Here is a 21,932-nt window from a genome sequence, read left to right as displayed (position 1 = left end):
ACAGATTTAAAATTTGTTACCCCTCAGTTGTAAGTTTTCCTTATTTTTAAGTTTTAAAACCTCACTTTGAAATCTAAAAAAGTACATTCAGACCAGCAATATGTTGCAGCACTCGTGGCCAACGATAGTATTATTATTAATGAGATATATACCAAGTTTGCACCTAAAGTGATTGGGTATGTTTGTAAAAACAGTGGTGATGAAGCTGCGGCACGCGATATTATTCAGGAAACGCTCATTACAATTTACGATCAAGCAAAAACGAACGGATTGCAGCTTACTTGCCCCTTTGACGCCTATTTTTTCTTAATCTGTAAACGTAAATGGCTCAATTCAATCAAAAAAAGTGGCAATAAAGAGGTAACAATTGAAGAGGAACGTTTATATATAAGTGACGATGCTGATGAACAAGCAGCAAAAACTCAACAATTTGAAGAGCAACAGAACCTTTACTTGGCTGTACTCTCAACAATGGGTGAAACCTGTAAAAAGATAATCACTCTGGGTTTTTCGGCAATGTCTATGCAAGAAGTGGCAGATCAAATGGACGTAACGTATGCGTACGCCCGCAAAAAAAAGTCGCTTTGTATAAGTAAACTCACCCAATTAATTAAAGAAAGCGCTCTGTATAGAAAGCTTAAAAAAGATTACTATTGATATGGAAAGTGAAGCCAATGAACTATTTATAAGCTACCTTGATAATGATTTATCAACTGCTGAACGTGAATTATTTGAAAAGAGATTGAGTGAAGATTCAGTATTTTCTGAAGAATTTTACGAATTTAAAAGCATTTATGCCGTTTTGGAAAATAGGCTTTCATACCAACGTGCTTCAGTTTTAGAAACTATAAATCAAGCAGATACTAATTATAAGTCTGAATCTGCAACAACTATTCCCAAGAAAAAAGTGATTGAGTTTAGGCCTTGGAAATATGGTATTGCCGCAACAATTCTATTGGCTGTAGGATTGTTTCTGTTTAATAATTTCCAAAAACCATCCTATTCAGATTATGCCACTCATGAAAATATTTCGTTGACTATGAGAGGGAATACAGATGAAATTGCTAAAAATGCAGAAATCGCTTTCAATGCGAAAAATTATGAAGAAGCATTAAAATATTTCAATCAACTTTTAAGTGTGTCATCAGAAAATATTCAATATCAATATTATAGATCTGTAGCTTTAATAGAAATGAATAAGTATGAAGACGCTGAAACTTTACTAAAAGATATTTCAAAAGGCAATTCGGTCTATGCGTCCAAAGCAACATGGTTATTGGCGTTGAGCTCGTTAAAACAAAAAAATTATATTGAATTAAAGGAAATTTTAAATACAATTCCTTCAGACGCTCCTGAATATAAAAATGCACAAAGACTATTAACTGAGTTATGATCTAGTCGATTCTTGTTATATATTCATTTCAATTCTTAAATAATTCTAAAAAATACCAACATTTGGCATTAAAATTTTCGTTATCTTTAAAGAATTAACTTAAAAATTGAAGCCCATGAAATCTACTTTTACTACTATCCTAAGAATTGTTTTAGGCTTAGGATTACTCTTTTTTGGACTGAGCAAACTGATTCACTTCAATTTTATGCCCACGCATATTTATACGGGTGATGCGGCTAACTTTATTGACTCGCTTAGCAACACAGGTTACATTCTGAAAGTTGTTGGTTGTTTTGAAATTTTTATCGGATTGCTTCTGCTGCTTAACAAATGGGTTGCATTTGCATTACTTTTATTGGCTCCCATAACGTTAAATATTTTAATGTTCCATTTGTTTATGGATACTCCAGGCCTCATTCTGGCTGTAATAGTTTTGGTTTTAAACGCTGTATTAATCTACAAACATTGGAAAGTTTACAGACCGCTATTTCATTGAAAATGAACCTTTCTTTTTAAAATTAAGGCTTCCAATTAGGAAGCCTTTCCGTTTTTTTGAACTATTTTCTTTTCACTTTAAAAGTGTACTTTTGCATTTCGCAAAAATATATAAATATGAAGCTTTCAATCTTTCCTATAATTTTAATCTTGGCACTTGTTGGCTGCAAAGAAGAACCTAAAAAAGAAGTAATTTCCGTGACCTATCCGCAGACAAAAACAGTAGATACCGTGGACACCTATTTTGGTGTTGAAGTGAAAGATCCATATCGATGGTTGGAAGATGATCGAAGCGAAGAAACCGCGGAATGGGTAAAAGAAGAAAACAAAGTAACCTTTGATTATTTAAACAAAATACCTTTTCGCGAAGAACTGAAGAATCGTTTGTCTGATCTTTGGAACTACGAAAAAGTAGGGGCTCCTTTTAAAGAAGGAGATTTCACCTATTTCTATAAAAACGACGGCTTACAGAACCAATATGTAATATATCGTTACAAAACGGGAGAAGACCCAAACAAAGCCGAAGTATTTTTAGATCCGAATACCTTTAAAGAAGACGGAACAATTTCTTTAGGTGAAACCAGCTTTTCCAAAGATGGTAGTCAACTTGCTTACAGTATTTCTGAAGGAGGAAGCGACTGGCGAAAAGTAATCGTAATGAATACTGAAACCAAGGAATTGGTTGGCGATACGTTGAAGGACATTAAATTTAGTGGTCTTTCGTGGAAAGCTGAAGATGGATTCTATTACTCCAGTTACGATAAACCAAAAGGGAGCGAACTGTCTGCAAAAACAGATCAGCACAAAGTGTACTACCACAAAATGGGAACTCCACAAAGTGAGGACAAAGTGATTTTTGGAGCGACATCAAAGGAAAAACATCGCTACATTGGCGCTTCAGTTACAGAAGACAACAACTACTTAACGATAAGCGCTAGCACTTCTACATCTGGTAATAAGCTTTTCATTAAAGATCTTACAAAGCCAAATGGGCCATTCGTTACCATTTTGGATAATACCGATTCAGATTCCTATATCTTGGAAAACGTTGGTTCTAAGCTTTATATTATCACAAATATGAACGCACCAAACAAAAAAATTGTTACTGTAGATGCCTCAAATCCAACTCCAGAAAACTGGAAGGATTTTATTCCTGAAACTGAAAATGTGCTTTCCCCAAGTACAGGAGGCGGAAGCATTTTCGCCAATTATATGGTTGATGCAGTTTCAAAAGTAGTGCAATATGATTATGACGGTAAACTAATTCGTGAAATAAAACTTCCAGGAGTAGGTTCTGCAGGTGGTTTTGGAACAAAAAAGGAAGAAAAAGAACTTTATTATTCTTTTACAAATTATGTAACTCCGGGCAGCATTTATAAATATGACATTGCGAGTGGTGATTCTGAATTATTCATAAAATCTGAAATTGACTTCAACCCTGAAAATTTTGAAAGCAGCCAAGTTTTCTATACTTCTAAAGACGGAACGAAAATTCCAATGATAATCACACACAGAAAAGGATTGAAGTTGGACGGTAAAAACCCTACTATTCTTTATGGTTATGGTGGATTTAACATTAGCCTTACTCCAAGTTTTAGCATTGCAAATGCTGTTTGGATGGAACAAGGCGGTATTTATGCAGTACCAAACTTACGTGGCGGTGGCGAATATGGAAAAAAATGGCACGATGCAGGAACACAAATGAAGAAGCAAAACGTTTTTGACGATTTTATTGCTGCAGCCGAATACTTAATTAAAGAAAACTATACATCCAGCGACTATCTCGCCATTCGCGGTGGTTCTAATGGAGGCTTACTAGTTGGTGCAACAATGACTCAAAGACCAGATTTGATGAAAGTAGCACTTCCAGCAGTTGGTGTTTTGGATATGCTTCGTTATCATACTTTCACAGCTGGTGCTGGTTGGGCTTATGATTATGGAACTTCAGAAGACAATAAAGAAATGTTTGAATACCTAAAAGGATATTCGCCATTACACAATGTGAAAGAAGGAGTTGCATATCCTGCAACCTTGATTACCACAGGCGATCACGACGATAGAGTAGTGCCAGCACACAGTTTTAAATTTGCTGCCGAACTTCAATCAAAACAAACAGGAACCAACCCAATTTTAATAAGAATTGAAACCGATGCCGGTCACGGAGCAGGAACGCCTGTGAGTAAAACTATTGAGCAATATGCTGATATTTTTGGGTTTACACTTTTTAATATGGGTTATGAAAAATTGCCAGAAAGTGTGACTAAAGACACTAAAAAATAATAAGAAAGCCCCGCAACAATAGCGGGGCTTTTACTTTAATCTAATTTCTCAGTTAGTTTCTTAAACGTTTTTCGGGGATCTTTATTTTCATATAGAATCTCGTAAACTGCATCAATAATTGGTGTTTTGGCCTTTTTCTTTCCTTTTTGTTGGTTAAGGAAATAGGCGCTTTTAGTAGCATAATAGCCTTCAGCAATCATACTCATTTCCAGTTGGGCACTTTTTACGGTATAGCCTTTCCCAATCATCGTTCCGAATAATCTATTTCTACTAAAAACGGAATAGCCCGTAACTAAAAGATCTCCCAAATAAGCGGAATCATTAATATCGCGTTTCATTTTGTGAACTTTTTTCACGTACTTTTTCATCTCACGAATGGCGTTGCTCATCAATACGCTCTGGAAATTATCTCCATAGCCAAGTCCGTGGGCAATTCCTGCGGCGACCGCGTAAATGTTTTTAAGCATCGCAGCATATTCGGTTCCAAGAACATCGTCGCTGGTTGTGCATTTTATGTAATCACTACTTAAAACGTCAGCAATTAGTTTTGCTTTTTCGTCGTCCGCACTGGCAATTGTTAGGTATGAAAGTCTTTCTAGGGCAACTTCTTCAGCGTGACAAGGCCCAGAAATAACCCCAATATTATTGAATGGAACTTTATAATGGGTGTTGAAATGGTCCCCAACAATCAAACTTGTTTCGGGAACAATCCCTTTAATAGCTGAAAAAACTATTTTATTTTCTAAAGAAACTGTCAATTTCTCAAGCTCTTTATGAAGAAACGCCGAAGGAATTACAAAGATTAAACAATCCGCATTAGCTATGGTTTCATTAATATCGTTGCTAAGTTTTAACTGTTTTAAGTTAAATTCCACAGAACTTAAATAATTGGGATTGTGCTTATTTTTCTTAATAAAATCGATTGCCGTCGCACTCCGCATATACCAGCCAACTTCATCTAAGTTTTCACAAAGCATTTTCACAATTGCTGTAGCCCAGCTTCCGCCGCCAATGACTGCAAATTTTGGTTTTTCTGACATTTAATTGTTTTAGAAATTAATTTCTTTGAGAATATCGAATTAGAAGCATTTGTATTAATTGATTTTTGCAACTTAGATATTCAAGATAAATAGAACTTTTATTTCAAAAGTACACAATTCCTGTCGAAACATTTGTTCATTGGAATATTGAAATGCTTGTTAAACGTTTTAGGTGAAAAAATATAAAGATTGGTTTTAACTAAAATTTCTTAGAGATAATTTTGAATGACTTGAAGTATTCTTTTTGGAGATAAGCCCACAATTTCCTGCAATTCAGAAACTGTTCCGTGTTCCGGAAAAACGTCTGGAATTCCAATGATTTCAATTTTATTTTTATAACCGTTTGAAACAGCGAAAGCAGCAATAGAAGTTCCTAAACCGCCGATAATTGTACCGTCTTCAACTGTTATAACCTTGTCGTATTTCTTTAAAATTTTATGGAGAAGTGTTTCGTCTAAAGGTTTTAAGAATCGAATGTCTACCAAACCAATTTTTTCTTGTTGTTCAGAAGAAAGTGTTTCAATTGCTTCTTTGGCATTATTTGCAATTGTTCCAAGGGTTAAAATAACGATGTCAATTCCTTCTTTTAATACTTCAGATTTTCCGATCTCAATTTTGCTGAAAGGTTTTTGCCAATCCAAGATATTTCCTCTTCCTCGCGGATAGCGGATAAATATAGGTAGGTCCAGACCTTGCTGTGCCGTGAACATTATATTTCGTAGTTCAATTTCATTGCGAGGTGCAAAAATGATGAGGTTTGGAATACAGTTTAAATATGCCAAATCAAAAATGCCGTGATGCGTTGGGCCATCTTCACCTACAATACCAGCGCGGTCTAAACAGAAAATAACTGGAATTTTTTGAAGACATACATCGTGAATCAGTTGGTCATAAGCACGTTGCAGAAATGTTGAATATATATTGCAGAAAACAGTAAAACCTTGAGTTGCAATTCCTGCGGCAAAAGTGACCGCATGTTGTTCTGCGATTCCCACATCAAAAGCTCTCTCGGGGAAGACATCCATCATAAATTTTAAGGAGCTTCCTGTTGGCATTGCTGGCGTTATACCTATAATTCTGTCGTTTGTTATAGCGAGTTCAACTAACGTTTTTCCAAATACATCCTGAAATTTAGGAGGTTGTCGTTCATTGCTTTTTGGAGCAAGATCTCCGGTAAGCGCGTCAAATTTTCCTGGGGCGTGATAAACTACTTGGTTTTCTTCGGCTTGGCGTAATCCTTTGCCTTTCTTTGTAATAAGATGGAGCAATTTTGGTCCTTGAACATTTTTTAATCGCTCCAATTCAGAAATTACAAGTTCTAAATCGTGGCCGTCAATTGGGCCGGAGTAATCAAAATTTAGTGCTTCAAATATGTTGTCGGCATCCTTAGCACCGTTCAATTTAACTTTAGTGAAATAATTTTTTAGTGCGCCCACGCTCGGATCTATTCCTATAGCATTGTCATTCAGAATTACCAAAATATTTGTATCTGAAATTCCTGCATGATTCAAAGCTTCGAAAGCCATTCCGCTGGCAATAGAAGCGTCACCAACCACTGCGATGTGCTGTATATTCGTTTCACCTTTCAATTTTGAAGCGATTGCCATTCCCAAAGCTGCCGAAATTGCGGTACTGCTGTGGCCAACTCCAAAGGTGTCGTATTCGCTTTCTGCTCTTTTAGGAAAACCGCTAATTCCGCCCAACTGTCTGTTTGTGTGAAAAATTTCCTTTCGACCTGTTAAAATTTTATGACCGTAGGCTTGGTGTCCCACATCCCAAACTAAAATATCTTTTGGAGTGTTGAACACATAATGCAAGGCAATAGTGAGCTCTATAACTCCTAGACTAGCACCTAGATGGCCTTCTTTGGTTGCCACAATATTTATTATGAAATCACGAAGCTCGTTCGCTACTTGAGGCAAAGTTTCCTTTGGAATCTTCCTAAGATCTTTGGGAGACTGGATTGTATTTAGAATATTTTCTGACACACAACAAAGATACAGCTATTGAGAATTTGTTAATTGAGGAATTCGTTAATTTGTTAATTCGTAATTTCGTTTTTCGAATTCATATTAAAAACTAAAATCTTGAGCGTAATAGATCCTTTTGACGATACTTATTTTATGAAACGCGCCATGCAAGAAGCGGAAGCGGCTTATGAAAAGGGAGAAATTCCAATAGGTGCGATAATAGTTATAAAAAACCAGATTATTGCCCGATCTCATAATCTAACCGAAACATTGAATGATGTTACTGCCCACGCCGAAATGCAAGCCATTACCGCAGCAGCGAACTATTTAGGAGGAAAATATTTGATTGATTGTACGCTGTATGTAACTATTGAACCTTGCCAAATGTGCGCAGGAGCTTTGTTTTGGAGCCAAATTTCGAATATTGTTTATGGCGCAAGAGATGAGCAACGAGGCTGTATTTCAATGAATACTCAATTGCATCCAAAAACTATTATGAAGGGAGGAGTGATGGCTGATGAAGCTTCGCAACTGCTAAAACATTTCTTTATTGAAAAGAGAAATTTAAATTAGTTTTCTTTACAATTTAGCAGATAAATTAGTTGCCAATAAATTTAAATAAAAAAGAGACTGCCTTTTCAGACAGTCTCTTTTCAGTTTTTAAAATTGACAACTATTTAGTTGATTATCAATTTAGTTGTTTGAGAACGATCAGCACTATTAATCTGCATCAAGTAAATACCTGAAGTAAGACCAGAAGCGTTGATAGTTGCGCTTTCTTGAAGTTCAACTTTTTGGTTGAAAACTTTTCTACCGTTCATATCAAAGATAGCTATTGTAGCTTCTCCAACATCAGAGCGAGATTTAATAGTAATTGCTCCATTTGAAGGGTTAGGATAAACTATAAAGTTATTTTCAAGGTTTCCGAATTCAGAAACACCGACTATACAATCTGTAGGAACGTCAAAAGCTTCAACACCATCAGATCTGCTGCTGCTGCTTCCTTGAGTAGCACTTTCTCCAAGACCTCTCTTGGCAAAAGCACGCCAGATTATACATCTATTGGCTCCACCATTAGTAAGCTGGTCTGCTTCCAAAATAGCATCACGTCCATCTACAAACCCAGGGCTACAAGGTTGCAGCTTCAAACCATCAATAACAAGTTGAAGAGCAATATTATTACCGCCAGTTCCATTTTTAACGTCTGGGTCAAAGCCATATTGATCTATTAAATCCCACGTTAAATCCCATAGCATGGTTGCCCAAACTGAGCCAACTCCGTGTGGAACGGCTTGTGTTTTAATATTATTGTATGTAAAATCGTTAACAGCGAAATCTGTATTATAGAATTTGGTTCTAATACCTCTTCCCGATACTCCTTCGCCAATGGCATAAGTACCTATTCCACGATAATCGGTTCCAGCGTCACCTGGCTTCATAGTTAACATCAAACCAAAGTAATCACTCCATCCTTCACCCATCTGTTCGTCGTTTTGCAGACAGCTTGATGCGCTAGGACCTCCAGTTAGACGATTGGATATACCGTGACCGTATTCGTGAGCAATTATAACATTATCCAGATCACCATCTCTTTGGAAAGGATCATTTCCACTACCATCGTCACGCAAAGTAGCGCTAATAGTATCTCCGTTAAGAAGTGCAGTTATAAGTGCTTCTCCATCTGATTGGTATATCATAATTGCAGGTATTGTAACTCCAGAACCATTCCCTCCCATTTTAAGAGGTTCTAATGGAACGTCATTCACAACTATAATAGCAACCGCACCTTCATTTTGGGCGGCGATTGTCTTGTCCTTATAAGCACAGCTTCCTCTTCTTATTAGGACGATTTTCCCGTTTAATTCACTTCCATTAGTTACAGGATCACAACCATCGTGAGGATCGCCGGCATTATCCGTTAGTACTGCAAGATTTGCGGTAATTGGACTAGTTGGTAATGCTGGTGCAAAATTGGAATCCGCCCCATAATAAATGCCAGCTAAAGAGCCGTCATTTACTGTTAGTAAAGTTCCTAAAACTGCTCCAGGAGCACTCCAAAGATACATTTGCATTCTAGGAGCTCCGCCATCTGGAGGTGTAGAGAAGTTTGCGTTATTTGATCCACTTCCATCTTGTGCATCTGCAACTACGAAATCATTTCCAAGTCCAGGATTGCCATAATTGTTTTTTTGAAAGTTTCCGCTTTCCTCATCAAAACCGTAAAGGTAAAAAATGTCGTGCATCATATTGTTCATGTAGAACAAATTGGTAATAGCAGCATCTAAATAGTTGTTTGGAGCTTCAGGTAGGTTGAAAGGAAAATCGAATGTTAGAGTTGTGCCACCTTCAGCAGTTGCGCCAGCACCATTATTTCCATTTTTATCTTCGTTTGCCAAAACATTGTTTCCCTTTGTTTCAGTAAATTCTGCTCCAGGACTACCATCCCAATCATGCCATCCAAATGGAGAGGCAGTGGCATCAGATGGGTCAATAACCAATTGATCTACACCTTCGTTTGGTGCAATTAATGGTAATGGAAAAACACGGTAGGAAGAACCATCTCCCATTGTGCGACTTGAATTACTTACTTTGTTGTTTGAAAAAAGTAAGCTACCTGCATTAGAGTGTGAATGTGAACCTTCATAATTACAGCTCACTACCCAATCGTTTGTGTCCAATAATTCTCCTGTAAGAGCATCTATACGAACATTATAGTAATGTGATGCATCTAAAAGATAAATGCTCAAATCCCAAGAAAGCTTTAAAGCTCCCGTTTCATCCATCTTTTGATAAACAAGTTCTACTGGAATATTTTCTAAAGAAATGCCTCCGTTGGAAAAAATGTAACTCGTATTGGAAGTTGTTTCCAATAATTTAAGGTTTGAAGGGTTTTGAATACCCAAGGCGGTTGCAGCTTTAGATATTGCATTTACTGCAGATATTGATGGTGCAGTGCTGTTAACCTTTGCGGCAATATTTTCCGTAAAAGAAAGATTAGCGCTAACAACTGCTCCATTTTTTATAACAAATGGCGAAACAGAATTGTACAATTTAATGCCTTGGTGGCGTTGTTCCGCATAAACAGTTTGAACTTTCATACTTTTTGATGAAGTCTGCGAAGCAATTGAAATACCCGAAATATCCTGCTGTTGAAGCGAATACTGCGTTCGGTTTTGTTGAAGATACGATTTTATCACGCTGCTGTAATCTTGCGCGAACGAAACGTTTACTGCAAAAATGATAAGTAAGTAGAGAACTTTTTTCATAAGGTAAAAATTAAGTTTTTAGGTGATTATGATCAGAAATGATTGACCATAAAAATGTTTAATTAAAAGTTAATAAAATAGAGTTTATAAAAATATCATAAAATTGGGTATAAAACCTGCATATATCTGCTTTTTAACATATTTCAGCTTAATATATATGAATATTTCTTGCTATCAAACTATTCTGATCTTTTAAAACTAGAAATCAAATGGCAACTAATTCCTAAAAAATAAAAGAGAGACCCTGTAAAAGGCCTCTCTTTATATATTTAAAATAGGATGTATTTAGTTGATAATCAATTTCGAAGTTTGTGACCTTTCAGCACTTTCTATCTTTATCAAATAAATTCCGGTATTAAGACCACTGGCGTTTATACTTGTAGTATTTTGAAGATTTACTTGTTGTGTAAATACTTTTCTTCCATTTATATCGAAAATTGATATGGTTGTGTTGCCAACATCAAATCTGGATGTTATATTTATTTCACCTTTGGATGGGTTTGGATAGATAATGAAATTGTTTAAACTACCAGTATCATTTACTCCCAATTGACAATCAACAGGTACATCAAAAGCTTCGGTACCGTCTGATTTACTATTTGAACTTCCTTGAGTTGCACTTAGTCCAAGACCTCGTCTGGCAAAAGCACGCCAAATAATGCATCGGTTTGCGCCACCGTTAGCCAATTGGTCTGCTTCAAGGATTGCGTCCCTTCCATCTACGAATCCTGGGCTACATGGTTGTAGTTTTAATCCATCTATTACTAATTGCAAAGCAATGTTATTTCCGCCATTACCATTATATATATCTGAGTCAAAACCATATTGAGTTATTAAATCCCAAGTCATCTCCCAAAGCATCGCTGCCCATACTGACCCTACTCCGTGCGGGGCAACTTCTGTTTTTATATCATCATAGGTATGAGGGTTTACGGCAAAATTGGTGCTATAAGGATAAGTTCTAATTCCATTAGGATCACCGGAGGCATAAGATCCCATTGGTCTAGGAGTTGCTCCCGTGTCTCCATTATAAATGGTCATAACCGTTGCGAAATAATCGCTCCAGCCTTCGCCCATTTGTTCTTCATTACCCAAACAATTAGTGTTAAATCTTCCACCAGTAAGTCTGTTTGATATTCCGTGGCCATATTCGTGGACTACTATTTCAGTGTCAAGATCGCCATCAAGGGCAATTGGTACATTTGTTCCATTTATTGTTCCGTTAACAGATCCAGACACTAACTGCGTAATTATTGGCTCTCCAACTACATCAGAAACGGCAAACGCTGGAATAGAAACTTGGCATCCTACTACGCCACCGCCCATAAGAGGTGGATCTCCTGCTACATTGTTTACTATTATTACAGCAGCGGCACCATTGTTTTCAGCTGCCAAAACTTTAAATCCAAATTCGCACTCACCTCTTCTTATTACTACAATTTTTCCGTTTAGGGCACCGCCATTGGTAATATTGTCGCATCCGTCATTTGGATCTGTAGAAGGACCAGAATTGTCATCTTCAATTAAAACCAAATCACCAGTTAGGTTTAGTGGAATTCCCCCACCAAAATTTGCTGGAGTACCACCATAAGTTCCTGCCAATGGTCCACCATTAATTGTAAAAATATCTGTAATAGGCCCTCCAGCGCCACCAGTCCATATATACATTTGCATTCTTGGATTGCTTCCGTCTGGTGGAGTACCAAAGTTTGCATTGTTGGTTCCGCCGCCGTCTTGAGCCTCTGCATTTACCGAATCATTCCCGTTGCCACCGTTTCCATAGTTGTTTTGCTGAAAGTTTCCACTGGCTTCATCAAAGCCATATTGATACATTACATCGTGAATAACGTTATTCAAATAAAATAAATTTACCGTAGAAGCATCTCTAAAATTTGCTGGAGATTGGGGTAAATTGAATGGAAAATCAAAATTCAAAGAAGGTCCACCATCGGGTGAATCTCCTGAATTTGTATCACACAAATCTAAATATGCATAAACATTGTTTCCTCTTGTAATTGTGAATTCTGCACCTGTAACACCATCAGTGTCGTGCCATTTAAATGGAGACGCGGTAGCATTTTCAGGGTTGATTACTAAAGTATCAGGACCACCGTCAGGGTTTCTTAATGGTAATGCAAAAACTCTATATTGGGCATCTACAAGCGCATTTTTATTGGCTGAAGTATTGTTTTCAAACAAAATACTTTCGTTATTTTTTAATCCATGATTGTGGTTTACTCCAAAATCCGGTAGCTCGCATTGAGACACCCAATCATTAGTTTCCAATAGTTCACCAGTAAGTGCGTCAATACGCACATTATAATGATGGTCTGCATTCAATAAATAGATACTCAAATTCCATGCTAGTTTTAGGCTGTTTGTAGCTTCTAAATTTTGATAAACCAATTGTACGGGAATGTTTTCTAAAGAAATAGTTCCGTTGGAATAAGTGTAAGAATTGTCAATACCAGTTTCAAGTAAAGTTAAATTTGAGGGAGTGTCGAGCCCCAATGCCGCGGCTGCCTTCATTATTGCCATATTAGGAGTAACAGAAGGAGTTGTGGCATTTACTTTTAAAGTTAAATTTTGAACAAAAGAAACTTTTGCTGAAGTAACGGCGCCATTTCGTAAAACAAAAGGTGAAGTAGAATTAAACACCAAAATGCCTTGATAACGCTGTTCAACATAAACAGTATTCGCTTTCAGGCTTTTTGAAAAACTCTGAGTTGCGATGCTAACATCTGCAATATCCTGAGCTTGCAATGCTAATTGTGATCTATTATTCTGCAGATATGACTTTACTACGGAAGAATAATCTTGCGCGAAAGAAAAATTGAAAGCTAACAGAAATAGTAAGTAGGTAATTTTTTTCATAAGAAATAGATTTGGTTAAAACTAGGGAGTATGTGTTTGTAAATTATTATTCTAAAAGTATATTAAAATCACGGCTTTACAAGACGAAAATTAATATTTAACTAAGTTAATTGATTGATTTTTAAAGATTCCCCTTTATTTTTTGAAAAATTTGAAGTGCATTGCCATCAGTTAATCGAGAAATGTAACTACAACATTCCATTAAATATTCATAAACCGATTGGTTTTTAGAAAGGTCGTACTCAAACATTCTCAATAATAATTTATCGTATTGACGAGCATTTTCATTGTTATGATTTTCATAAGCAGTGGTGAAAGCATCTAACAGCGTTGACAATATTGTGTAACCAGCAATTTCCTTTTCCATTACTTCAGTGCTTTGGTACACTTTTTCAACACTTATCTTTATAATGTCTGAGATTTGAGCTTGATATTGACTTCTATCCAGCAGAGATTCGGAAAAAGTGCCTTTCAGAATTTCTTCTTCATTCTCTATAAATATAGATGCAGCTTCGGCAATTAATGTGTTTATGGCAAGTGAACGTAGATAAGCCAATCTATTCTGCGAAGTTTTTAAACCTGAATAAACTTCTTTCTTTAAACTATTTCGAACTAAATTAATTAAATATTCTAGCGCTATTTCTTCTTCAATCAAACCTAAATTAATGCCGTCTTCAAAATCTATAATTGTGTAACAAATATCGTCCGCAGCTTCTACGAGAAATGTAAGCGGATGACGCGCAAAACCATCACTATTTCTATTTAAAAGACCTAACTCAGAAACTACCTCGCCAAAAAATTCCGTTTCACTTTGAAAAACTCCAAATTTTTTGTCAGCAACATGTGTAGTAGGTTTTTTAGGAAGCGATTGTTTAGGATATTTCATAAACGCACCTAATGTGGCATAAGTAAGTCTTAGTCCACCTTGAACACCATCTTTAGATTCAGTTAAAATCTTGAAGCCATTGGCATTTCCTTCAAAATCTACTAAGTCCTGATATCCTTTTTCAGTAAGTTGATTTTTAAAACGTTTGCCATTTCCATTCAAAAAATAATCGCCAATCGCCTTTTCGCCGCTATGCCCGAAAGGTGGATTGCCAATGTCGTGCGCCAAAGCGGCGGCGGCTACAATCGCTCCAAAATCGTTAAATTGATATCCGTGAGAAGTCTGTAACTGTGGATGTTTTTTCAGAAGTTCTTTTCCTACAATTCTTCCCAAGGAACGGCCAACAACAGAAACTTCCAAACTATGCGTCAATCGTGTGTGAACAAAAGAAGTTTTTGAAAGTGGAATAACTTGCGTTTTATCCTGCAAACTTCTAAAAGCTGAAGAAAAAATCACGCGATCATAATCTACTTCAAAACCTAAACGGGTTTCGTTTTCCTCTATTCGCAAACGTTTGTTTTTGTCGCCTTGCTTCCGTAGCGAAAGCAGTTGTTCCCATTGCATCATAATTCTAAAAAATTTTGAAGCAAGATACTATTTTCAAAAAGTACCACAATGATAATTTTAGAATAGTTACTTAACCTTTGGCTAACGCTATGGTGACAAATTGGTAATACCTAATTAACACGGGGGTTACATTGGACGAGTTTCTTTGCACAAATAAATCAAACGACAAAAATGAAAATAATTATAAACCTTTTATTCATCTTTTTAACGTCAGTTTCAATAGCGCAAACAAGCACTATTGTAGGAAAACTTACAGATACAGATTACAATAACGAACCCTTGCCTTTTGCAAATATTTTTCTGAAAGGAACCACTAAAGGAATAACTTCAGACATTGATGGTTTGTATTCTTTGGATAATATTGAACCAGGAACGTACACCGTGGTTTACAGCTTTGTGGGTTATGAAACAGTTGAAATTCCCGATGTAAAAATTATTGCAGATAAAGTAACAAATATTGATGTGCCGATGGGTGCGAGTGCTGCTGCTTTAGATGAAGTGGTAATAAAAACCACAACGCGTCGAGAAAGTGCTGTTGTCTTATTATTGGAACAAAAGAAAGCAGTTGGAATTACCCAATCCATCGGAGCGGAAGATCTGGCCCGAAAAGGCGTTAGCGATGCTGAAGGTGCTGTGACCAAAGTAACAGGAATTAAAAAACAAGCTGGCGTAAAAAACATTTTTGTTCGCGGTTTAGGAGACCGTTACAATTCTACAACTTTAAATGAATTGCCGCTGCCTTCCGAAGATCCTGAATACAAAAATATTTCGTTGGACTTTTTGTCTAGCGATGTTATTGAAAGCGTGGGCATCAACAAAACATTTTCAGTTCCTCTTTACGGCGATGTTGCGGGAGCCAATATAAATATTGTGAGCAAAGAACTTACAGGGCCGGGAAGTTTGCAGTTTTCAATTTCTCCGGAAGTGAATTCGCGTGCCATTGGAAAGCAATTTTTAATGATGGACAATGCCAAATACATTGGCAATATTCACAATGTACACGTTCCGATTACAGATTTGAAGTTACATGCTTTTGATAACAACTTTAAACCAAACACTCAAAACGCGCAGCTTAATTCCAGTTATTCCCTTTCTGGCGGAAAGCGTTTTGATATTGGGAACAATAGGTTAAGTCTTTTCTTCGTGGGGAATTTTGACAATAAATATGAATATCGAAAAGGAACTGCAGATAGGATTAATGCCGCGGGTGGCTACAATCAAGAATTCAGCAAAACAGAATATAACTACCACGTTTCAAAACTGGCGATGGCAAATGTTAAATGGCGTTTTCCGAATGGAGATTATATTGCGGCAAACAGTATGTTCATAAAAAACAACAGCCAAAGTGTTGCCGATTATTACGGATTGAAAGCCGGACTTACCGAAAATGACGAACCTGAAAATCCGATTCGTGCTTTTATAAGAAGACAGCAGGAAAACGAAAACAACCTTTTTGTAAACCAGCTTTTAACTTCGCTTACTCTTAACGAAAAATTGAGCTTAGAGGCGGGCGCTTCCTATAACACAATCCGTGGTTATGAGCCGGATAGAAGAACCAATACGTATGTTATTGACGTAAATGCAGATGTTGCCAAAGCGGCTTCGGGCAGTGCGCTTAACAACCGCTTTTATTCAAATCTTGAAGAAAACGATTTGGCTGGAAAGCTCTATTTGGATTATGAATTGAATGGAAAAAATGAAAACACAAACAATAGCCGAATCCGTTTGGGTTATAATTATAGAGATACGGACAGAACGTTTAATTACACGCAGCTAAATTATATTTTAGACAGCCCAGCTGTGGTTGATATTGACAATCCAGACATTTCGCTTTTTAACCAGCAATCTTTAAATAATGGAATTTTTAGATTGACTACCAATCGTGGGGATGGTCGCGATGGGAAGGATCCTTTCATTCCTTTTTCTTACGACGGAAAACGAACAATCCACTCGGGATTGGGTGAAGTGAGTTATGATTTTTCGAATAGCTTTTCAGCAAACGTTGGCGTTCGTTACGAAAAAGTAAAGCAGGAAGTACTTTTTGACACCAACCTCGCAACAACAAATGATCCAAACACAGATCCTTCATTAATTGATGAAAACTTCGTGTTGCCAAGTTTCAATTTGAAATATAATTTCACCGAAAACAGCATCGTGCGTTTGGCGGGAAGCAAGACTTATACCCTTCCACAGTTTAAGGAAGTAGCGCCGTTTCTTTACGAAGACGTAAGTTTCAACAGTTTTGGTAATCCAGATTTATTGACGGCGGATAACTATAATCTCGATTTGAAATACGAATACTATTTCAGCCCAGGTGAAATTGTTGCGGTTACTGGTTTCTACAAAAATATTAAAAACGCTATAAACCGTATTGAAGTGAATTCTGCCGCTGGCGAACTTTCATACGTAAACACTGGTGATGCAACTATTGCTGGAGTTGAGCTTGAATTGCGAAAAAACATTCTGAAACTTTCTACTGATTCAAATACTGAAAAAACGTTGACTTTCGGTTTGAACGCTTCCTATTTGTATTCAAACCAAAAACTGGAAGACGTTCCAACGGATAATCTTACAGTGCGTTTTACCAATAAAGAAGATGAATTGGAAGGTTCTTCGCCTTTCATTTTAGGATCAGATTTAACGCTGAATTTAAAAAAGAAAAAAAGTGGAATTACGAGCTCCGTAGTTTTCAACTACAACAGCAAAAGTATTTACTCTTTAGGAACTGGCGGCGATGATGCCAATCCAGGTTCTGGAAAGAACAACATTATGCTTTCGGCCATCCCAACGTTGGATTTCATCAACAAAATTTCCATCAATGAAAACTTCGGAATTAAACTTAACATTAAAAACATATTAGATCCTGAGTACAAATTAACGCAAGAAGTAAACAATATTGGTGTGCCAAACGCTTCATTGCCCAACGGGCAGGAAGTTCCGGTGGAAACCTATAAAAGAGGCGTGGTTTTTAGCGCTGGGGTTTCCTATTCATTTTAAAAAATACAATTAACAGAACCATAATATTAACCTAAGAGTAACGAAACAAGCTAGTTGTTTCTTTGCATCAAACTTTAAAACAAAAAACAAAAACAATGAAAAAATTTCTTTTATCAAGCTTTGTAATCGCAACATTAGCCCTTACTGGCTGTAGTAAAGACGATAACCCTACACCAGTGGTGGCTACTTGTAATGATGGAGTTCAAAACGGTGATGAAACCGGTATAGATTGTGGTGGTTCTGCTTGTGAGCCTTGCTCAGTACAAGCTCAAAAGGACGGTATAATAGCTTCTCAAGATGATCCAGATCTGGATCCTTTAGATCTTAAAGGAAATGTTACCGCAGATGTATGCCTTACTAACGATACTGTTTGGATACTAAGTGGACCACTAAGTGTAAAGGCTGGCGCAACTTTGTGTATAGAGCCAGGTACTACAATTAAAGCTGTTGCCGGTGGAACAAATGTGTATGTAGTTATAGAGCAAGGCGCTAAAATTAATGCTGCTGGAACTGCTGCATCACCAATTAAATTTACATCAAACGCAGCAAATCCACGTTCTGGAGACTGGGGTGGAATTCTTTTAATTGGGAAAGCACCAATTAGCGGTGGCGGAACTGCTACTACTGAAGTTGTAGATCTTACTTACGGTGGAACAACTCCTAACGATAACTCTGGGGTTATGAAATATGTTGAGGCTTCATATACAGGCGCTCGTATTAATGGCGACAAAGAATTCAACGGAATTACTTTTTATGGAGTGGGAAGCGAAACAGTTATTGAAAACCTAGCAGTATTCTACGGTGACGATGATGCTTACGAATGGTTTGGCGGAACAGTGAATGTAAAAAACTTAATGGCCGTAAACATTAAAGATGATATGTTTGACTGGACTCAAGGTTGGACAGGAACAGCTACAAATCTTTATGGTTTGCGCGAAGCTAATTTCACATCAATCACTGAAGATCCACGTGGTTTGGAAGGTGATGGAAATTTAGATGGAAATTCTCCTGGAGATTCTGGCCAATCAAACCCAACAATTAATGGATTGGTTTTAATAAACGGAGCAGCGGTTGAATTTTCTGATATGATAAAAGTACGTCGCGGTAGCGGACTTACGTTAACCAATGCTTACGTAGCATTTGCAAACGCAAGTGCAAAAGCAGCAGATTTTATTGACTTAACAGATTCTAAAGGTGATGCCAAAGGTTCTTCAGTTAACATATCTGTGGTTGGTGATTCTTCAACCGGTCTTGATATTGCAGACAATAAAACCACGGCTGGCGCAATAATTAATGTAACTGATGGCACTACTCCAACAGTTAGCAGAGATTTGTTTAACTGGACTGGATATATTTTTGAATAAATAATTGAATTAGCTATAATAAAAACCCCGGTTCCATTTGGAAACCGGGGTTTTTGCATATTAATCATGCTCTGAAATTTATCGCAATTTGAATTTTTAAAGATTTACAGTGAATAAATTTTGCTATGCAAGCATCTAGTTAGTTTCCTTCTTAAATAATTGACGCTTGGTGCAATTTTGTTTAATGGATAATTTTATATCCGCCTATCACACGGAACAGGACAAACTTGCAAGTACAGGAATATTTTACAACTTATTAGATTAACTCAACTTGACATTTTTGGGATTAATTGAATTTTGAATTAGTTTAGTAGTTAAAACAAGTAATAAAGCGTCCTGACTTCATTCAAATAATTAGAAATCAAATAATTACTACCTAAGACTGATAGTTAACAATTTGGTAACAATAAGTCCTAATTATTGTGGGAAATTTGCACCAGTTTAATCAACAAACAAATGGATAATATTTATTTATTAATGATTGTAGCGCTTGCCGCGCTTGCCCTTGCAGATTTAGTAGTTGGGGTTAGTAATGATGCGGTAAACTTCTTAAATTCTGCCATTGGCTCGAAGGCTATTTCTTTCCGAACTATTCTGATTATCGCCAGTTTAGGAATTTTTATAGGTGCCGTTTTTTCCAGCGGAATGATGGAAGTAGCGAGAAAGGGAATCTTCGTTCCTGGCGAATTTTACTTCGATGAAATCATGATTATTTTCATGGCAGTAATGATTACTGATATTCTGCTGCTAGATTTCTTCAATACTATCGGTTTGCCTACATCCACAACAGTTTCCATCGTTTTTGAACTATTGGGAGCAGCGGTGATTATGGCTTTAATAAAAATTGGGCATTCTGATACCGAAACAATTGCTGAAATTTCAAAATACATTAATACCGATAAAGCCTTAGAAATTATTTCAGGGATTGTAATTTCAGTGGTCGTCGCATTTTCTGTCGGAATGATTGTTCAGTACATTTCCCGACTTATTTTTACATTTCACACGGAACAAAAAATGAAGTATTTCGGCGCCATCTTTGGCGGTTTGGCTTTAACGTGTATTACATATTTTATTTTAGTGAAAGGTTTAAAAGGAACTCCTTTTTACGGAATTTTTAAAGATTTAATTGAAACAGATACTTGGTTGTTAATTGGCGGAAGTTTTGTAATCTGGACCGTTTTTTCGCAACTTTTTATGATTATTTTCAAAAAAAGCATCCTTATCATTGTAATAGCTGTAGGTACTTTCAGTCTTGCATTGGCTTTTGCTGGAAATGACTTGGTAAACTTTATTGGTGTGCCAATGGCAGCTTACCATAGTTATATAGATTGGGCAGCATCTGGTGTGGCTGCTTCAGAATATCCTATGAGTAGCTTGGCAGATGCAGTTCCTGCTGAACCTTTGTTGCTTTTTATTGCGGGTGGTGTTATGGTACTTACCTTATGGTTTTCCAAAAAAGCAAGAACCGTTTCTGATACAGAGATAGATCTTGCACGCCAAGGGGAAGGTCATGAAAAGTTCAATCCAAATATGCTTTCCAGATTATTGGTTAAATCTAGTACCCAACTTTCAACTTACTTCAATTTCATAATTCCAAAATCACTTCAACAGAAAATAGACAAACGTTTTGAAAAGCCTGTTATAGATCTTCCAAAACACAAAACATACGAACTACCTGCTTTTGATATGATCCGTGCTTCCATAAACCTTATGGTTGCGGGTATTTTAATTGCAACGGCCACTTCTATGAAGCTTCCGCTTTCTACTACTTATGTAACCTTTATGGTTGCAATGGGTACTTCTTTGGCCGATAGAGCTTGGGGTCGTGAAAGTGCTGTTTATCGTGTTGCTGGAGTGCTAAACGTAATTGGCGGTTGGTTTTTCACTGCCTTTGTTGCCTTTGTAGCAGCGGGAACTTTAGCCTATTTAATTTATATAGGAAGAGGAGCCATGATTGCCGTATTGTTGTTAATGGCCATACTTCTATTGGTTCGCAATTACCTTTCACATAAAAATAAAGTGAAATTGAAACTGAACAAAAGTGGTTTAAAGAAAACTGAAAGCAAAACTGTTCAAGGCATTATTCAGGAAAGTGCTGAAAACATAAGTAATGTGGTTTCACGTTCAAACAAGATTTATACCGATATGCTTCGTGGGCTTGCCAAACAAGACACTAAAAAGCTTAAAAAGAGCAAAAAGGGAGTCAAAAAATTGGATGAAGAAGTAGAAGAATTACGAGACAATATTTTCTATTTCATCAAAAATCTGGATGAAACCAGCGTCCGCGGAAGTAATTTCTATATTGTGATTCTTGGTTATTTAACAGATGTGGTACAGTCTTTAGAATTTATTTCGAAAGCGAGTTACAAACACGTTAACAACAACCACAAGGCACTTCGTTTTAATCAAATAAAAGATTTGCAGGAAATAGACCAGCATTTGGAAGAATTGCTGAATGAAATTGAAGATATTTTCCATAAAAAGGAATTCCAGCGTATAGGGAAAGTACTCAATAAAAAAGAGGAAATCTTCGCAAGCCTTTCAAACAAAATTGAAAAGCAAGTAGCTCGAACTCGAACCGAAGAGTCAAGCCCTAAAAACACAACCTTGTATTTCAGCTTATTGCTAGAAACAAAGGATTTGGTTACAGCCTTGATGAATTTGATGGAAGAGTATTATACTAGTTATAAGAAAGCGTAACAATCGTTATTTATATATTTAAAAAGGAGCCCAAACGGGTTCCTTTTTTTATAATATTCATAAAGATTGCCTAAACCGCATACGGCATCTGCCGTATTTT

Annotated in this window: 13 protein-coding genes; 8 read left to right on the top strand and 5 right to left on the bottom strand. The window is 36.7% G+C overall.

Annotation, left to right across the window (positions count from 1 at the left end; translation table 11 throughout):
- Positions 1 to 66: 66 nt before the first annotated feature.
- The 4 genes from AEQSU_RS05160 to AEQSU_RS05145 all read left to right on the top strand — a co-directional run bounded on the left by AEQSU_RS05160 (position 67) and on the right by AEQSU_RS05145 (position 4,168).
- Complete coding sequence (locus AEQSU_RS05160; RefSeq protein WP_014781800.1) at positions 67 to 657, top strand: RNA polymerase sigma factor; 591 nt, start codon at positions 67 to 69, stop codon at positions 655 to 657.
- A 1-nt stretch (position 658) separates the two neighbouring features.
- Positions 659 to 1,393 carry a tetratricopeptide repeat protein gene (locus AEQSU_RS05155; protein ID WP_014781799.1) on the top strand — a complete coding sequence of 245 codons (735 nt, stop codon included), beginning with the start codon at positions 659 to 661 and terminating at the stop codon, positions 1,391 to 1,393.
- 115 nt (positions 1,394 to 1,508) lie between these two features.
- Positions 1,509 to 1,889, top strand: a complete 381-nt coding sequence (locus AEQSU_RS05150; RefSeq protein ID WP_014781798.1) for a DoxX family membrane protein — start codon at positions 1,509 to 1,511, stop codon at positions 1,887 to 1,889.
- 116 nt (positions 1,890 to 2,005) lie between these two features.
- Positions 2,006 to 4,168 (top strand): prolyl oligopeptidase family serine peptidase, encoded by a 2,163-nt coding sequence (locus AEQSU_RS05145; RefSeq protein WP_014781797.1) that lies wholly within the window; start codon positions 2,006 to 2,008, stop codon positions 4,166 to 4,168.
- A 35-nt stretch (positions 4,169 to 4,203) separates the two neighbouring features.
- Here the strand turns inward: AEQSU_RS05145 and AEQSU_RS05140 are convergent, their stop codons facing one another.
- Both AEQSU_RS05140 and AEQSU_RS05135 read right to left on the bottom strand, forming a co-directional pair.
- Positions 4,204 to 5,208, bottom strand: coding sequence for an NAD(P)H-dependent glycerol-3-phosphate dehydrogenase (locus AEQSU_RS05140; RefSeq protein WP_014781796.1), 1,005 nt, complete (start codon positions 5,206 to 5,208; stop codon positions 4,204 to 4,206).
- Between the two features lie 209 nt (positions 5,209 to 5,417).
- Positions 5,418 to 7,196, bottom strand: coding sequence for a 1-deoxy-D-xylulose-5-phosphate synthase (locus tag AEQSU_RS05135; RefSeq protein ID WP_014781795.1), 1,779 nt, complete (start codon positions 7,194 to 7,196; stop codon positions 5,418 to 5,420).
- 99 nt (positions 7,197 to 7,295) lie between these two features.
- On the opposite strand from AEQSU_RS05135, the gene AEQSU_RS05130 reads away from it, so the two are divergent.
- A complete protein-coding gene (locus AEQSU_RS05130) occupies positions 7,296 to 7,751 on the top strand; it encodes a nucleoside deaminase (protein ID WP_014781794.1) in 456 nt (151 codons plus the stop codon).
- A 104-nt stretch (positions 7,752 to 7,855) separates the two neighbouring features.
- Here the strand turns inward: AEQSU_RS05130 and AEQSU_RS05125 are convergent, their stop codons facing one another.
- From AEQSU_RS05125 to AEQSU_RS05115, 3 genes are all read right to left on the bottom strand, one after another.
- Entirely contained in the window at positions 7,856 to 10,444 is a 2,589-nt protein-coding gene (locus AEQSU_RS05125; protein ID WP_014781793.1) for a T9SS-dependent M36 family metallopeptidase, read from the bottom strand.
- A 285-nt stretch (positions 10,445 to 10,729) separates the two neighbouring features.
- Complete coding sequence (locus tag AEQSU_RS05120) at positions 10,730 to 13,318, bottom strand: T9SS-dependent M36 family metallopeptidase (protein ID WP_014781792.1); 2,589 nt, start codon at positions 13,316 to 13,318, stop codon at positions 10,730 to 10,732.
- Positions 13,319 to 13,439: 121 nt separating this feature from the next.
- Complete coding sequence (locus AEQSU_RS05115) at positions 13,440 to 14,768, bottom strand: deoxyguanosinetriphosphate triphosphohydrolase (protein WP_042492319.1); 1,329 nt, start codon at positions 14,766 to 14,768, stop codon at positions 13,440 to 13,442.
- Positions 14,769 to 14,942: 174 nt separating this feature from the next.
- Between AEQSU_RS05115 and AEQSU_RS05110 the strand changes: the two genes are divergently transcribed.
- From AEQSU_RS05110 to AEQSU_RS05100, 3 genes are all read left to right on the top strand, one after another.
- Complete coding sequence (locus AEQSU_RS05110) at positions 14,943 to 17,768, top strand: TonB-dependent receptor (protein WP_014781790.1); 2,826 nt, start codon at positions 14,943 to 14,945, stop codon at positions 17,766 to 17,768.
- Positions 17,769 to 17,863: 95 nt separating this feature from the next.
- Positions 17,864 to 19,132: a hypothetical protein gene (locus AEQSU_RS05105; RefSeq protein ID WP_014781789.1), complete on the top strand. Its 1,269-nt coding sequence runs from the start codon at positions 17,864 to 17,866 to the stop codon at positions 19,130 to 19,132.
- A gap of 456 nt (positions 19,133 to 19,588) precedes the next feature.
- A complete protein-coding gene (locus AEQSU_RS05100) occupies positions 19,589 to 21,832 on the top strand; it encodes an inorganic phosphate transporter (RefSeq protein WP_014781788.1) in 2,244 nt (747 codons plus the stop codon).
- The last annotated feature ends 100 nt before the right edge of the window (positions 21,833 to 21,932 follow it).

The sequence above is a fragment of the Aequorivita sublithincola DSM 14238 genome (assembly GCF_000265385.1).
GTDB classification, from domain to species: domain Bacteria; phylum Bacteroidota; class Bacteroidia; order Flavobacteriales; family Flavobacteriaceae; genus Aequorivita; species Aequorivita sublithincola.
The sequence above is the reverse complement of the archived record's forward strand: the minus strand, read 5'-3'. Positions and strand labels throughout refer to the sequence as shown.